The following is a 13128-nucleotide window of genomic DNA, read 5'->3' on the forward strand; positions in this document are numbered from 1 at the left end:
GTCGGCCATCCCCGCCGGCCCCTCGGCCCGGTAGCGGTCGGACCACTTCTTGGCGGTCCGCGCGGAGACCATGAACATTGTCGCGGCCGCGGTGTGGGTCCAGCCGTGCTCGACGACGAGTTGAGCGAGCCGCAGCCGGGCGCGCGGGGTCAGAGCGGCGTTAGCGTGGGACACGAAGGCCTCCGGTGGGTGAAGCGGTTCCTAGACAGCTCCACTTCACAACCGGAGGCCTTCGTCTGTCAGCCAGACTCACCGCCCCCGGACGGGACAACCTCCCTGGACATCACACCTAGTTCGCTCTGCCCGGTGTCCCGATCGGGGTGCCGTGAGCGGCCCGTATGCTTCGTCGAGCGGTTGACGTTCCCGGTGCGCCGCCCGCCGCGGTGCCGTCGGTCGCGGCGCACGGCGCTTCCGCCGACTCCACCGGGTGAACGTCGCTCAGGACAGGCAACCGGTTGCGTGGTCTCGTTATCCTCCTGTGATCGAGGGGACCCCAGCCCCGTCGGAGAGGCAGTCGTGAACCGACCCCACACACCGCCGCCGGACGACGACCACACCGCTCGCACCCATCGTCTCCCGGCCGCCACGCATCGGATCCCGGTGCCGCCCACCCAGCAGCTCCCGGCCCGCACCGAGGTCATGCCGGAGTCCCCGCAGGACGGGCCGACCCGCGCGATGCGTCAGGTCCGGGCCCGCACCGAGGACGGCGCCTGGCCGGCCATCCCGATGCTGCCGGTGATCCGGCCCGACGAGTCCGAACCACTGTCGGAGGTCGACCGGGTCCACGGGCACCGCGGGATGCGCCGGCTGCGCGAGACCATCGAGCGGCTGGAGGACCCGGCCGTGCCGGCCTGGCCCCAGCCCGACCAGCGCGACTGAGCCCGACCACCGCGGCCGAGCCCGGCCATCGGCCCCGACGTAGGGTCGGTGACGTGCCGTTCCAGCCTCCCGCACCGCATCCGTCCGGTGCCCGGCCCCCGGCGATCCCGCCGGAGCTGGTGCCGGGCCACGTCGCCCTCGTCATGGACGGCAACGGCCGCTGGGCCAACGCCCGTGGTCTGCCCCGCACGGAGGGGCACAAGCGGGGCGAGGCGTCGCTGATGGACGTCGCCCGCGGCTGCATCGACCTCGGTGTGCGCTGGCTGTCGGCGTACGCGTTCTCCACCGAGAACTGGCGGCGCAGCCCCGACGAGGTCCGGTTCCTGATGGGCTTCAACCGCGACGTCATCCGCCGCCGGGTCGACGAGATGGACGCGATGGGGGTCCGGGTCCGCTGGGCGGGCCGCCGCCCGCGGCTGTGGCGCTCGGTGATCAAGGAGCTGGAGATCGCCGAGGAGCGCACCCGCGGCAACGACGTGCTGAACCTGACCATGTGCGTCAACTACGGCGGCCGGGCCGAGATCGTCGACTCGGTGCGCCAGATCGCCCGGCTCGCCGCCGAGGGCCGGATCAACCCCGACAAGATCGACGAGCGGATGCTGGCCCGCCACCTCGACGAGCCGGACATGCCCGACGTCGACCTGTTCGTGCGCTCCTCGGGGGAGCAACGGACCTCGAACTTCCTGCTCTGGCAGAGCGCCTACGCCGAGATGGTCTTCCTGGACACGCTGTTCCCCGACTTCGACCGGCGCCACATCTGGCAGGCGATCGAGATCTACGCACGCCGGGACCGGCGTTTCGGCGGGGCCGTGGACGCCGCGACGGGAGACGCCGCGACGGGGGTGACATCGTGACCACCGATGTGATCACCGGGATGCTCGCCACCGCGAAGGGTGCGCTGGAGCGGTTCCACGACGTCACCGCCGACGACGACGGCGCGCTGACCTTCGCCCACGGCGGCGTGCTGTGCGTGGTGCAGGGGACGGAGCTGGAGGAGGGGCTGCCCGTCCTCAACCTGACCTGCGTCGTGGCGTGGGACCTGCCGGACTCCGCCGACCCGGAGCACGACGTGCCGCGACGGGTCGGGCTCGGGGTGGGGGAGGGCCTGTTCGGCACCCCCCGGGTGGTGCGCGGCGAGCGCGGCTGGGACGTGACGCTGCGCTACGCCTTCCCCGCGGCCGGGCTGGGCGAGGGTCCGATGGGGACGCTGCTCATGCTCGTCGTGTCCTCCGCGTCGAGCATGCGGGCCGAGCTCGTCGGCGGCTGACCGGTCGGCCGGGGCGGTGCCCGCCCCGGCCGCACGGGTCACTTCTTGCGGTTGGTGCCGAGCTCCTCGGCGATCGGGTTGACCGGGTCCACGTCCTTCGTGGACTCCGACAGCCCGGGACGGGTGTGCTCGGTGCGCCGCTGCGCGCGCAGCTGCTCGGTCTCCTCGGCCGACTCGTCCACGGTGTCGCCCGCGGTCTGGCGCGCCGGGTCGTCGTCGGCCAGGTCCACGGCGGCCACCACGTCGGCGATCGAGGAGTAGTGCTCCTCGGCCGGCACCGCCCGCAGGGCCTCGACCGTCGCGGCGTCGGCCTCGTTGCGCTCGGCGGTCCACGCCAGGTCGTCCTTGCCGGCGGGGAACTCGAGGCCGTGCAGGGCGGTGCGGACGGCGTCGGACGTCGTCGTGCGGGTGGTCATCAGGTCACCTCTCGTCGGGATGTGTCCCGACCGGGTAGCCGCTGTGCGCCGGATGATGCATCCGGCGGGGATCAGTTCCCCGGGCCGTCCGCGGCGCCGTCCCGGGCGCCGTCCCGGGTCACCGCGTCCTCCGGGACCGCCTCGCCGCTGTCGTCGAGGTGCACCAGCGGCAGCCCCGCGAGCTGGCCCGCGGTCATCCCGTGCGCGACGCCGAGCACGTCGTTCTGGGACTTCTTCATCCGGGCGTCCACCAGGCCGGACAGGCTGTAGGCGACCCGGCCGAGCAGCCTGACCGTCGTCTCGTCGACGAGCGGGCGCGGGGTGGAGACGACGGCGACGCCCCGGGGCGTCCCGTCGTTGGACTGGGCCACGCCGATCGAGTACGACTCGCGCGGGTTCACGTGCCGCGAGGCGTAGTGGTCGCGGAGCTTGAACACCATGTCGTGGAACCCGCTGACGTCCCCGTCGAGCTCCAGCGACGTCAGGTCGTCGGTGGTCAGCGTCTTCGTCCGGCCGGAGAAGCACCGCACGTAGCCGATCAGGGCGCCGGTCCACAGGGCCTCGACCAGCGCCGGGTCGGCGTCCACCCGCACCGGGCCGGACTCGGGCCCGCCCAGGGCGGTGACCAGGTGCTCGCAGCAGCGCAGCACGTACTGCAGGTCCTCGAAGACCGCGGCGAGCTGGGCCAGCTCGCCGGACTCCGGGACGTCGATCCGCCGGACCGTGGTGGGCGCGGGGTGCGTGTCCGTCATCGGTCAGACGCTATCCGGGGTGGCGATGCTCACGTGTCTCCATCTGAGACGGTCTGCTAGCTTCGTCGCCGAAGGTCACGAGTGCCAGCGCGAAGCCCCGGCTCGCTGGACGGCAACCCTCCTCCGCGGTGGGGTGCCCCGGGTGATGACCGGGCCGACGCGACACCCGCAGTCGGCAAGCGCGGATCCGTGCGCCACGCCGGGTCCCCGAGATCGGCCGGAGGCCCGATCATGACCCTCGCCCTGCCACGTCCCGTCCAGCACGCGCTGCCCCGCGTCGTCGGTGCGGACCTCACGGTCCCGCTCGTCGACGGCCGGTGGGCCCGCTACTGCGACCTCGACTCCGCCGCATCGGCGCCGGCGCTGGAGCCGGTCGCCGCGCACGTCGCCGAGGTGCTGCCGTACCACGGCAGCGTGCACCGCGGCGCGGGCTGGACCTCGAAGGTCTGCACCGCGCTCGTGGAGAACGCCCGCGCCGACGTCGCCCGGTTCGTCCGGGCCCGCGCCGACGACGTCGTGGTGTTCACCCGCAACACCACCGACGCGCTCGGCCTGCTCGCCCGCGCCGTCCCCGGCCCGGTGGTGACCCTGGACCTGGAGCACCACGCGACGCTGCTGGCCTGGCGCGACCGCGAGCACCGCGTCGTGCCCGCCGCCGCCACCCTGGCCGCGACGCTCGATACGTTGCGGGCCGAGCTCGCCGCCCGTCCCGACGCCGCGCTGGTCGCGGTCACCGGGGCGTCCAACGTGACCGGCGAGCTCCTCCCAGTCGCCGAGATCGCGCGGATCGCGCACGCCGCGGGTGCCCGGCTGTGCGTCGACGCCGCCCAGCTCGCCCCGCACCGGCGCGTCGACCTGGCCGGGTGGGACGCGGACTACGTCGCACTGTCCGGGCACAAGCTCTACGCGCCCTACGGCGCCGGGGTCCTCGTCGGTCGCCGGGACTGGCTCGACGCCGCCGACCCGCACGTCGCGGGCGGGGGAGCGGTCCGCTCCGTGTCCGTCGCCGACGGCCCGGGCGGCGGCACCGTCACGGAGTGGCTGCCGTCGCCGCAGCGGCACGAGGGCGGCACCCCGAACGTGCTCGGTGCCGCCGCGCTCGGAGCGGCCTGCCGGAGCCTGGACCCGTTGATCGACGACATCGTGCCCGCTCACGAGCGCGAGCTCGCCGACCGTCTGCACGCCGGCCTGGCGACGGTCCCCGGGCTGCGGACCCTGTCCTGCTTCGACGACGTGGGCGACCGCACCGCGACCGTCTCGTTCACCCTGGGCGAGCTGCCCGCCGGGCTGGTCGCCGCGGCGCTGTCGGCCGAGTACGGCATCGGCGTCCGCGACGGCCGGTTCTGCGCCCACCCGCTGCTGGCGCGGCTCACCGGCGGCCGCGACGCGGTGCGCGCGTCGCTGGGCCTGCGCACCGGCTCCTCCGACGTCGACCGGCTGGTCGACGCGCTGACCGATCTGGCACGGCGCGGCCCGGCCTGGACCTACGCGCTCGTCGACGGCCGGTGGGCACCGAGCCCGGACCCGCGCCCGGCGGACCCGTTCGCCCGCGACCGGGAGCTGCCCGCCGTCCCCGGCTGCGGGGACTGAGGCCGGGGCCGGGACTGAGCCGGGGTCTCAGCCCGCCGAGCAGCGGCCGCAGAGGCCGAAGATCTCGAGGGTGTGCGACACCTCGGTGAAGCCGTGCTTCTGGGCGACCGACTCGGTCCAGGACTCCACCGCCGGACCCTCGATCTCGACCGCGGCGCCGCACCGGCGGCACACGAGGTGATGGTGGTGGTGCTCGGTCTCGCAGCGCCGATAGACGGCTTCACCGGACGCGACCCGCAGCACGTCGACCTCGCCGCCGTCGGCGAGGGTCTGCAGGGTCCGGTAGACCGTGGTCAGGCCGATGCCCTCGCCGGCGCGCCGCAGCTCCTCGTGGATCTCCTGGGCGGACCGGAAGTCGTCCAGCCGGTCCAGCAGCGCGGTGACGGCGGCCCGCTGCCGGGTGGCGCGGATGCCGCGCGGCCCGGCGGTGGACCGCTCGGTGACCGCCGCCGCGGTCGTCCGGCCGGTCGTCTCCGTCACGTGTCCTCCTCGACGTGGGCGACGGCGTCCACCACGATGTGCGCCAGGTGGTCGTCCACCAGCGAGTACAGCACCTCGCGGCCCTTCCGCTCGCCCTCGACCACCCCGGCGGCCTTGAGGACCCGCAGGTGCTGGCTGATCAGGGGCTGGGTGACCCCGAGCGCGTCCACCAGGTCGTGGACGCACCGCGAGTGTTCCAGCAGCTGCAGCACGATGGCGATCCGGACCGGTGCGGCGAGTGCCCGCAGCAGGTCGCCCGCGGCGGCCAGGGTGCGCGGGTCGCGGGTCGGGCCCGGCTCGGGCGCGGGGTGATGGTCGTCGTCCGCGCCCGGGCCGGCTCCCGGTGCGTGCGTGGTCTGGGCTGCGGCAGACATGTGGTGGACCCGTCCGTTCCCCCGGGGGCGGCGGCCACACCCTCCGGCGCTGCTGTGCCGTACAGGCCGCACTCGACATGGTAGGCGTGTTCGTTATCGTCGCGCCGTGCTGCTGGTCTGCCGCTTCCGCGTGTCTCCCTCCGAGGAGGCCGCGTTCACCACGCGCGTGGCCCGCGCCCTGGAACTCCTGGCCGTCCGGCCGGGCTTCCGCGGGGGTGAGGCGGGCCGGGCGATCGAGGACGCCGGGCAGTGGGTCCTGACCGTCCGCTTCGACTCCGTCGACACCTACCGGCGTGCCCTGGGGCCGTTCGAGGTCCGCGAGCACGTCCACCCCCTGTTGGCGGAGGCCGACACGACCACCGAGGCGACCTATGAGTCCCTGGTGACGGTGGCCCCCGGCACCGCACCCGTCCACCACCCCAGCCTGTTGAGCTGACCCCCGACCTCGCACACCGTCCTGCGACCTCGCAGCCGTTGCACACCGTGCGAGGTCGCAGGAACGTGTGCGAGGTGCGGCGGGGCCGGGTTGTCCACAGCGCGCGCTCGACGCCCGGCGTGAGCCGGGACCGTCCACAGCCGGACGGGTGACGGGCTTCCCCCGCTCCCGGTGCACGGCGACGGTGGGGACATGGACCGCGACCCGCGACCGGCGCCCGGAACGCCCGCCCCGGTGCTGCGCCGGGACCTGGTCGCGGCGGGCGTGGGCGACGACGAGCTCCGCAGGCTCCGGGTCTCGGGCCGGCTCGTCCGGCTGCGCCGGGGCGCCTACGTCGGAGCCGGGGACCTCGGACCGGTGGAACGACACCGGCAGACGGTGCGTGCGGCGGTCCGCACCCTCTCCCCGGACGCGGTGTTCAGCCACGTCTCGGCGGCCGCGATGCACGGGATCGGGCTGTGGCGGGTCCCGCTCGACCGGGTGGAGGTGACCAGGAACCGGCGCAGCGGTGCGCGGACGGCGCCGTCGGCGCGGTTCCACGCGGCGACGCTCGCCGCGGACGAGATCACCGTCGTCGACGGCGTCCCGGTGACGACGGTCGCGCGTACGGTCGTCGACCTGGCCCGCTCCCTGCCCTTCGTCGTGGCGGTCGCGGTCACCGACGCCGCGCTCCACGCCGGAGCCGTCACCGCCGACGAGCTCGCCGTCGCCGTGGCCCGGTCGGTGCGGCGTCCCGGCACCCCGGCCGCACGCCGGGTGCTCGCCGCGGCCGACGGCGGCGCGGACGGCCCGGGGGAGACCCGCAGCAGGCTCCTCCTCCACTCCTGCGGCCTGCCCGCACCGGCCACCCAGCAGGAGCTGCGGGATCCGGCGGGACGGTTCCTCGGCCGGGTCGACTTCTGGTGGGAGCAGGCCCGGGTGGCGGGGGAGTTCGACGGGCGCATCAAGTACGGCCGGCGGCTCGCCCCCAGCGGCGACATCGAGGAGGTCCTGTGGCGGGAGAAGCTGCGGGAGGACGCGATCCGGGCGGAGGGCGTCGCGGTGGTGCGCTGGGTGTGGGCCGACCTGCGCAGCGCGGCGTCGTTCGCCCCGACCGTCGCCCGCCTGCGCCGCGCCCTCGACCGTGCCGCGTGAGCGCCGGACCTCGCAGACCGTTCTGCGACCTCGCAGCCTCTGCAGGGTCTGCGAGGTCGCAGGAACCTGTGCGAGGTCGGTCGGGCGGAGCCACCGCGGCGGGGTCGGGGACAGGGGCAGGGAGTGGGGATACATGGCGGGTCGGTAATCTGGGATGCCCCGTATCCGGGGACCTCCGAACCACCTTCTCTGGAGCGCCGCCAGTGGCCAGCAAGCCCACCTCAGCCAAGATCGAGACCATCGTCGCGCTGACCAAGCGGCGCGGATTCGTCTTCGCCTCCGGTGAGATCTACGGCGGTACCCGGTCGGCGTGGGACTACGGGCCCCTCGGCGTCGAGCTGAAGGACAACATCAAGCGCCAGTGGTGGAAGAGCATGGTGACCGGCCGCGACGACGTCGTCGGCCTGGACTCCTCGGTCATCCTCCCGCGCCAGACCTGGGTCGCCTCCGGTCACGTCGGCACCTTCTCCGACCCGCTGGTCGAGTGCGAGTCCTGCCACAAGCGCTACCGCGCCGACCAGCTCGCCGAGGAGTTCGCCGAGCGCAAGGGCCGGGACCCGGAGCAGGCCGACCAGAACGACCTCTCCGAGGTCCCCTGCCCGAACTGCGGCACCCGCGGCCGGTTCACCGCGCCCCGCGAGTTCAACATGATGCTCAAGACCTTCCTCGGCCCGGTGGAGTCCGAGGAGGGGCTGCACTACCTGCGCCCGGAGACCGCGCAGGGCATCTTCGTGAACTTCCTGAACGTGCAGACGACCTCGCGCAAGAAGCCGCCGTTCGGCATCGGCCAGATCGGCAAGAGCTTCCGCAACGAGATCACCCCGGGCAACTTCATCTTCCGCACACGCGAGTTCGAGCAGATGGAGATGGAGTACTTCGTCGAGCCCGGCAGCGACGAGGAGATCCACCAGTACTGGATCGACGAGCGCACCCGCTGGTACACCGACCTGGGCATCTCCTCGGAGAACCTCCGGCACTACGAGCACGCCAAGGAGAAGCTCTCCCACTACTCGAAGCGCACCGTCGACATCGAGTACCGGTTCAACTTCACCGGCCAGGAGTGGGGCGAGCTCGAGGGCATCGCGAACCGCACCGACTTCGACCTGACGGCGCACTCGAACCACTCGGGCGTCGACCTGTCGTTCTACGACCAGGCCTCCGACACGCGCTACAAGCCGTACGTGATCGAGCCCGCCGCCGGTGTCGGCCGGTCGATGATGGCGTTCCTGATCGAGGCCTACACCGAGGACGAGGCGCCCAACGCCAAGGGCGGTGTGGACAAGCGCGTCGTGCTGAAGCTCGACCGGCGGCTCGCACCGGTCAAGGCCGCGGTGCTGCCGCTGTCGCGCAACGCCGACCTGTCGCCGAAGGCGAAGGACCTGGCCGCGCAGCTGCGGAAGAACTGGAACGTCGACTTCGACGACGCCGGCGCCATCGGCCGCCGGTACCGCCGCCAGGACGAGATCGGCACCCCGTTCTGCATCACGGTCGACTTCGACACCCTCACCGACCAGGCGGTGACGATCCGCGAGCGCGACTCCATGGCGCAGGAACGGGTCGCCCTCGACCAGGTCGAGACCTACCTGGCGACGCGCTTGCTCGGCTGCTGAGACGACGCTGCACCACGAACGCCCCCGCCCGGATCCCGGGCGGGGGCGTTCGTCGTCGAGGGGGTCAGCGCCGGTAGGCCAGCAGCTGCACGCCCAGCTCGGCCTCGGTGCGGCGCACCTCCTCCAGCTCCTCGGCGGACAGCGTGGCGTAGGGCGACTCGGGTCGGTAGGCCACGAGCGGGCCGCCGATGCGGTCCTCGAGCTGCCTCAGCCTGGCCAGCGCCGCCTCGTCGAGATCGGCGGGGCGCAGCGTCGGAGCGGTCATCACAACCTCCGTGGGTGATCGGGAGGCGACCCAGGGTAGGGCCGTCCCGGACCGGGCGCAGCTCGGGCACCCGGTCCGGTGAGTGCTCCTACACCGGCTCCGGCAGCAGGCGTTCCACCAGGTCGGACAGGGTGACGATGCCGACCGGGTGGTCGTCGGACTCCACCAGCGCCAGGTGCGCACGCTGCTCGCGCATCGTGTTCACCGCGGTGTGGTACTGCGTCTCCGCCGGCAGGGTCAGCAGCGGGCGCATCAGGTCCCGGGCCCGGGTCTCCGGCGCCCGCGTCAGGGTGTCGCGGACGTGCACGTACCCGATCGGGGTGTCGCCGTCACGGACGACCAGCCGGAGGTGGCCGGTCCGGCGACAGGTCGCCTGGACGGCGGCGACGTCGTCGTCCGCGGCGACCCCGGAGGGCTCGCGCGCGAGCTCGCCCAGGGGGGTCCGCTCCAGCTCCAGGGCCGTGACCAGCTGGTCACGGCGACCCTGGTCGAGGGTGCCGGTCTTCGCCGAGTGGTCGACCAGCTGACGCAGGTCGTCCGCGTTGCGGCCCGAGGCCATCTCGTCGACGGGCTCGACGCCGCACCAGCGCAGGCAGCGGTTGGCCGCGCCGTTGAGCAGGAGCAGCAGCGGTCGCGCGACGATCATGAACCCGCGCATCGGGAGCGCCAGCATGATCGCCGACTTCTCCGGGTGCGAGATCGCCCAGGACTTCGGCGCCATCTCCCCGACGACCAGGTGCAGGAACGTCACGACGATCAGCGAGATGACGAACGACGCCACACCCGCGACCCCGCCGGGGACGCCCCAGCCCTCCAGGAGCGGGCGCAGCGCGTAGTCCACCGCCGGCTTGGTGATCGCACCGAGCCCCAGCACACACAGCGTGATCCCCAGCTGGGACCCCGCCAGCAGCAGCGAGATGTCCTTGGCGCTGCGCAACGCCGCCCGCGCCGAGACCGACGTCTGCGCGGCCTCCTCCAGGCGGTAGTTCCGGGCGGCGACGAGCGCGAACTCGACGGCCACGAAGAACGCGCTCGCCGCGACGAGCAGGATCGACACCACGATCTCGAAGACACTCATGCCCGTACCTCCCGGTCGTCGCCGTCCTGCTCGGAACCGGCGGCCACCGGTTCGGTCCACTCCAGGGCGACCGCCGACGGGACCCGCCGGTCGACCTCCTGCACCACCAGGCGCAGTGCGCGGTCCTCGTCGTCCGGGCCCTCCGCCGCGATCGTCACGACGACCGCGTCCCCGACGACCGGCAGCCGCTGCAGCTCGGCCATCACCAGACCGCCGACGGTCTGGTAGTCGCCCTCGGGCAGCTCGGCCTCGATCAGCCTGCCGACCTCGTCGACGTGCCGGTCACCCGGGACGACCCAGCCGTCGTCGGACCGCAGTGCCTGGTCCGTCCCGGCCTGGTCGTGCTCGTCGGTGATCTCGCCGACGAGCTCCTCGGCGACGTCCTCGACGGTGATGACGCCGGCCAGGCTGCCGTACTCGTCGAGCACGCACGCCAGCTCCTCGTCGTCGGCGCGCAGCTGGGCCAGCACCTGGGGCAGCGGCAGCGACGAGGGCACCAGCACCGGGGCCCGCATGAGGTCGGAGACCAGCACCTCGTCGAACGGGCGGTCGTCGCGGTCGGCGAGAGCCAGCACGTCCTTCAGGCAGACCACGCCCACCAGCTCCAGGGCGTTCTCGGCGTTCTCCGAGTCCGTCGCCTCGGCGGGTGGCCCGAGCACCGGGTAGCGCGAGTGCTGGACGGCCATCTGGCCGACCAGGCTCTCGACGGTCGCGTCGGCGCGGACCCACGACACCCGCGGCCGCGGGATCATCGCGGCCCGCGCGGTGCGGTCGCCGAAGTCGACGGCGCGGTCCAGCAGCACCGCGAGCTCCGGGTTGAGGTCACCCGAGTCCTTCGAGTCGTCGATGATCGCCTCGAGGTCGCGGGGGGTCGCCGAGTGCTCCACGTCGTGCACCGGCTCGATCCGCAGCGCGCGCAGCAGCAGGTTGGAGGCCGCGTCGAAGATCCGGATGAGCCACCCGAACAGCGCCAGGTAGGTCTTGGTGGACAGCGCCAGCCACCGCGCGACCGGCTCCGGCCGGGCGATGGCGAGGTTCTTCGGGAACAGCTCGCCGAACACCATCTGGACGACGGTGGCGAACAGCAGTGCGATCGTGATGCCGATCGCCAGGCCGACCCCCTGGGGCACGTCGACGAGGCCGAGCAGCTCGGCGATGCCGTTGCCGATCAGCGGTTCGGCGACGTAACCGACCAGCAGACCGGTGACGGTGATGCCGAGCTGGGCGCCCGACAGCATGAACGACGTACGACGGGTGATGTCGAGGGCGCGGGACGCTCCGGTGTCGCCCTCGGCCGCACGGGCCTTGAGGCGGGAGCGGTCCACGGCCATGTAGCCGAACTCCTGGGCCACGAAGTAGCCGGTGAGGGCAGTGATCACGAGGACCACCAGAATGCCCAGGAGGATGCCGAGGATCGTTCCGATCACCGGGCTGTCACCGCCCGGGTCTCGGGCCCGGCCGGGAGGTGCACGGCGGGGGCGGGGACGAGGACGATGCGGGGTCGCCGGCCGTCACGGGGACGGTCGGCGCGCGGACTGCAGGTGGGGTCCATGACTCCTGACTCGCGGTCTGATGGGTGTACGTGGCGTTCAACGCGTGCCGGAATCGTACGGTTCCGGCACGCCGCCGTCGCGTTGATCACTCTCCCATGGCCCGAACGGCGGTACCGGTGTCCGACGCACCGGCGCGGCGGACTGTCCTGCCGTGGCCACGTCCCGCCCGTTCTCAGCTCACCGTCAGGCCCCGTCGCTACCCTGGCGACCGTGAGCACCTCGGCGACCTCCTCCGCGGCACGGCCCCCGGCCGACCCCCGTCGTGACCTGGGCGCGGCCCTGCGCCGATGGGCGGTGACCGGCGGGTCGGGGATCGGCGGCTCGGGGATCGGTGTCGTCCGGGTGCTCGACCGGCACGGGTTCGGCTCCGTCGAGTCCGGTCAGCTGGTCGCGGGCACCACCGACGGCGAGGTCGGCGGCCTGCTCTACCTCGGCGCCCTCGACGACTCCGCGCATCCGCTCGCCGTCGAGGCGGCGTCCGGGGTGACGACGGTGCGCGAGGCACACGTGGGGGAGTCCTCCGCGGTCGCGGCCGGGCTCGCCTGTGCGGGCGGGGCGACGTTGCTCGCCCACCCGCTGGCCGCCGATCCCGCCGCCGCGCTCGGGGAGGCGCTGGAGAACGGGCGGCCCGCCGCGCTGCTGTCGGTCGTGGACACCGGCGCGGCCCTGGTCCTCACCGGGCCCGGCCTGGAGGAGGCCACCGGTGACCTCGGCGGGGTCACCGCCGCGGCGGCCGAGCAGACCCGCGCGCTGCTGCGCCGGGGCGCCACGGCCACCGAGCGGCTCGACGTCGACGGCACCGCGGTGCTGGTCGACCTGCTGGTGCCGGTCCCGACGGTGCTGGTCGTCGGCGAGGGGGCGCTCGGCGCGGCCCTGCACGCCCAGGCCGGTCTGCTCGGCTGGAGCGCCCGCACCGTCACCACCGTCGAGGACGCGCGTGCCGCCGTCGCCGCCTTCACCGAGGCCGACGTGCTGGTGCTGCTCGACCACGATCCGGCCTTCGACGCGGTCCTGCTCGACGGCCTGGCCCACGGCCGTGGGTTCCTCGGGGCGCTCGGCTCACGGCGCACCCAGGCCGCGCGCCGCGAGCGGCTGCTCGCCGCCGGGGTCACCGAGGACGCCCTGGCCGCGGTGCACGGGCCGGTCGGTCTCGACCTCGGTGCCCGCACCCCGGCCGAGACCGCGGTGTCGATCGTCGCCCAGGTCGTCGCGCTGCGCGCCGGGCGCTCGGCGTCGGCGCTCGCCTCCTCGGCCGGTCGGATCGGCGGATGACCGGCACCTCGTCGCGGCGCGG

The 13128-nt window shown here is 73.7% G+C and carries 16 protein-coding genes and 1 riboswitch; of the genes, 8 read left to right on the forward strand and 8 right to left on the reverse strand.

From position 1 onward, the window contains the following. Positions 1-174: leucine zipper domain-containing protein (locus FVA95_RS21010; protein WP_149662471.1), on the reverse strand; the 174-nt coding region annotated here is incomplete at its 3' end. 342 nt (positions 175-516) lie between these two features. On the opposite strand from FVA95_RS21010, the gene FVA95_RS21015 reads away from it, so the two are divergent. The 3 genes from FVA95_RS21015 to FVA95_RS21025 are packed head-to-tail and all read left to right on the forward strand — an operon-like array spanning position 517 to position 2146. After that, complete coding sequence (locus FVA95_RS21015) at positions 517-879, forward strand: hypothetical protein (protein ID WP_149665702.1); 363 nt, start codon at positions 517-519, stop codon at positions 877-879. 53 nt (positions 880-932) lie between these two features. Next, entirely contained in the window at positions 933-1733 is an 801-nt protein-coding gene (locus FVA95_RS21020) for an isoprenyl transferase (RefSeq protein WP_149665703.1), read from the forward strand. Continuing rightward, positions 1730-2146: a hypothetical protein gene (locus FVA95_RS21025; RefSeq protein ID WP_020624614.1), complete on the forward strand. Its 417-nt coding sequence runs from the start codon at positions 1730-1732 to the stop codon at positions 2144-2146. Before FVA95_RS21020 ends, FVA95_RS21025 begins: the two co-directional genes overlap by 4 nt. Positions 2147-2184: 38 nt before the next feature. Here FVA95_RS21025 and FVA95_RS21030 read toward each other — a convergent pair whose 3' ends face one another. Both FVA95_RS21030 and FVA95_RS21035 read right to left on the reverse strand, forming a co-directional pair. Further along, positions 2185-2562, reverse strand: a complete 378-nt coding sequence (locus tag FVA95_RS21030; RefSeq protein ID WP_149665704.1) for a DUF2795 domain-containing protein — start codon at positions 2560-2562, stop codon at positions 2185-2187. A gap of 71 nt (positions 2563-2633) precedes the next feature. Then, on the reverse strand, positions 2634-3314 hold the full coding sequence (locus FVA95_RS21035) for a hypothetical protein (RefSeq protein ID WP_240051637.1): 681 nt from the start codon (positions 3312-3314) through the stop codon (positions 2634-2636). A 73-nt stretch (positions 3315-3387) separates the two neighbouring features. Then, positions 3388-3502, forward strand: a riboswitch (SAM riboswitch). 43 nt (positions 3503-3545) lie between these two features. On the opposite strand from FVA95_RS21035, the gene FVA95_RS21040 reads away from it, so the two are divergent. Then, positions 3546-4904 carry an aminotransferase class V-fold PLP-dependent enzyme gene (locus FVA95_RS21040; RefSeq protein WP_149665705.1) on the forward strand — a complete coding sequence of 453 codons (1359 nt, stop codon included), beginning with the start codon at positions 3546-3548 and terminating at the stop codon, positions 4902-4904. 27 nt (positions 4905-4931) lie between these two features. Here the strand turns inward: FVA95_RS21040 and FVA95_RS21045 are convergent, their stop codons facing one another. Continuing rightward, a complete protein-coding gene (locus FVA95_RS21045) occupies positions 4932-5384 on the reverse strand; it encodes a Fur family transcriptional regulator (protein WP_020624591.1) in 453 nt (150 codons plus the stop codon). Further along, positions 5381-5758, reverse strand: a complete 378-nt coding sequence (locus FVA95_RS21050) for a helix-turn-helix transcriptional regulator (protein WP_020624590.1) — start codon at positions 5756-5758, stop codon at positions 5381-5383. Before FVA95_RS21050 ends, FVA95_RS21045 begins: the two co-directional genes overlap by 4 nt. A gap of 106 nt (positions 5759-5864) precedes the next feature. On the opposite strand from FVA95_RS21050, the gene FVA95_RS21055 reads away from it, so the two are divergent. The 3 genes from FVA95_RS21055 to FVA95_RS21065 all read left to right on the forward strand — a co-directional run bounded on the left by FVA95_RS21055 (position 5865) and on the right by FVA95_RS21065 (position 8938). Beyond that, positions 5865-6194 carry an antibiotic biosynthesis monooxygenase gene (locus tag FVA95_RS21055; RefSeq protein ID WP_149665706.1) on the forward strand — a complete coding sequence of 110 codons (330 nt, stop codon included), beginning with the start codon at positions 5865-5867 and terminating at the stop codon, positions 6192-6194. 192 nt (positions 6195-6386) lie between these two features. Then, entirely contained in the window at positions 6387-7328 is a 942-nt protein-coding gene (locus FVA95_RS21060; protein ID WP_149665707.1) for a type IV toxin-antitoxin system AbiEi family antitoxin domain-containing protein, read from the forward strand. Between the two features lie 203 nt (positions 7329-7531). After that, positions 7532-8938 (forward strand): glycine--tRNA ligase, encoded by a 1407-nt coding sequence (locus tag FVA95_RS21065; protein WP_020624588.1) that lies wholly within the window; start codon positions 7532-7534, stop codon positions 8936-8938. 64 nt (positions 8939-9002) lie between these two features. On the opposite strand, the gene FVA95_RS21070 is transcribed toward FVA95_RS21065, so the two are convergent. The 3 genes from FVA95_RS21070 to FVA95_RS21080 all read right to left on the reverse strand — a co-directional run bounded on the left by FVA95_RS21070 (position 9003) and on the right by FVA95_RS21080 (position 11708). Beyond that, positions 9003-9203: a hypothetical protein gene (locus FVA95_RS21070; protein ID WP_149665708.1), complete on the reverse strand. Its 201-nt coding sequence runs from the start codon at positions 9201-9203 to the stop codon at positions 9003-9005. A gap of 88 nt (positions 9204-9291) precedes the next feature. Next, the gene (locus tag FVA95_RS21075) at positions 9292-10281 is read right to left on the reverse strand and encodes a CNNM domain-containing protein (RefSeq protein WP_149665709.1); all 990 of its coding nucleotides are present in this window, start codon (positions 10279-10281) and stop codon (positions 9292-9294) included. After that, positions 10278-11708 carry a hemolysin family protein gene (locus FVA95_RS21080; protein ID WP_193564392.1) on the reverse strand — a complete coding sequence of 477 codons (1431 nt, stop codon included), beginning with the start codon at positions 11706-11708 and terminating at the stop codon, positions 10278-10280. Before FVA95_RS21080 ends, FVA95_RS21075 begins: the two co-directional genes overlap by 4 nt. Positions 11709-12044: 336 nt before the next feature. On the opposite strand from FVA95_RS21080, the gene FVA95_RS21085 reads away from it, so the two are divergent. Next, positions 12045-13106 carry an XdhC family protein gene (locus tag FVA95_RS21085; RefSeq protein WP_240051638.1) on the forward strand — a complete coding sequence of 354 codons (1062 nt, stop codon included), beginning with the start codon at positions 12045-12047 and terminating at the stop codon, positions 13104-13106. Positions 13107-13128: the final 22 nt, after the last annotated feature.

Source organism: Pseudonocardia sp. EV170527-09, assembly GCF_008369905.1.
In the GTDB taxonomy this organism is placed as follows: domain Bacteria; phylum Actinomycetota; class Actinomycetes; order Mycobacteriales; family Pseudonocardiaceae; genus Pseudonocardia.

What these genes read in the sequence shown, in the direction of transcription:
- FVA95_RS21030 (WP_149665704.1), bottom strand. Translation starts at nt 2,562, where the DNA reads ATGACCACCCGCACGACGACGTCCGACGCCGTCCGCACCGCCCTGCAC.
- FVA95_RS21035 (WP_240051637.1), bottom strand. Translation starts at nt 3,314, where the DNA reads ATGACGGACACGCACCCCGCGCCCACCACGGTCCGGCGGATCGACGTC.
- FVA95_RS21040 (WP_149665705.1), top strand. Translation starts at nt 3,546, where the DNA reads ATGACCCTCGCCCTGCCACGTCCCGTCCAGCACGCGCTGCCCCGCGTC.
- FVA95_RS21050 (WP_020624590.1), bottom strand. Translation starts at nt 5,758, where the DNA reads ATGTCTGCCGCAGCCCAGACCACGCACGCACCGGGAGCCGGCCCGGGC.
- FVA95_RS21060 (WP_149665707.1), top strand. Translation starts at nt 6,387, where the DNA reads ATGGACCGCGACCCGCGACCGGCGCCCGGAACGCCCGCCCCGGTGCTG.
- FVA95_RS21070 (WP_149665708.1), bottom strand. Translation starts at nt 9,203, where the DNA reads ATGACCGCTCCGACGCTGCGCCCCGCCGATCTCGACGAGGCGGCGCTG.
- FVA95_RS21075 (WP_149665709.1), bottom strand. Translation starts at nt 10,281, where the DNA reads ATGAGTGTCTTCGAGATCGTGGTGTCGATCCTGCTCGTCGCGGCGAGC.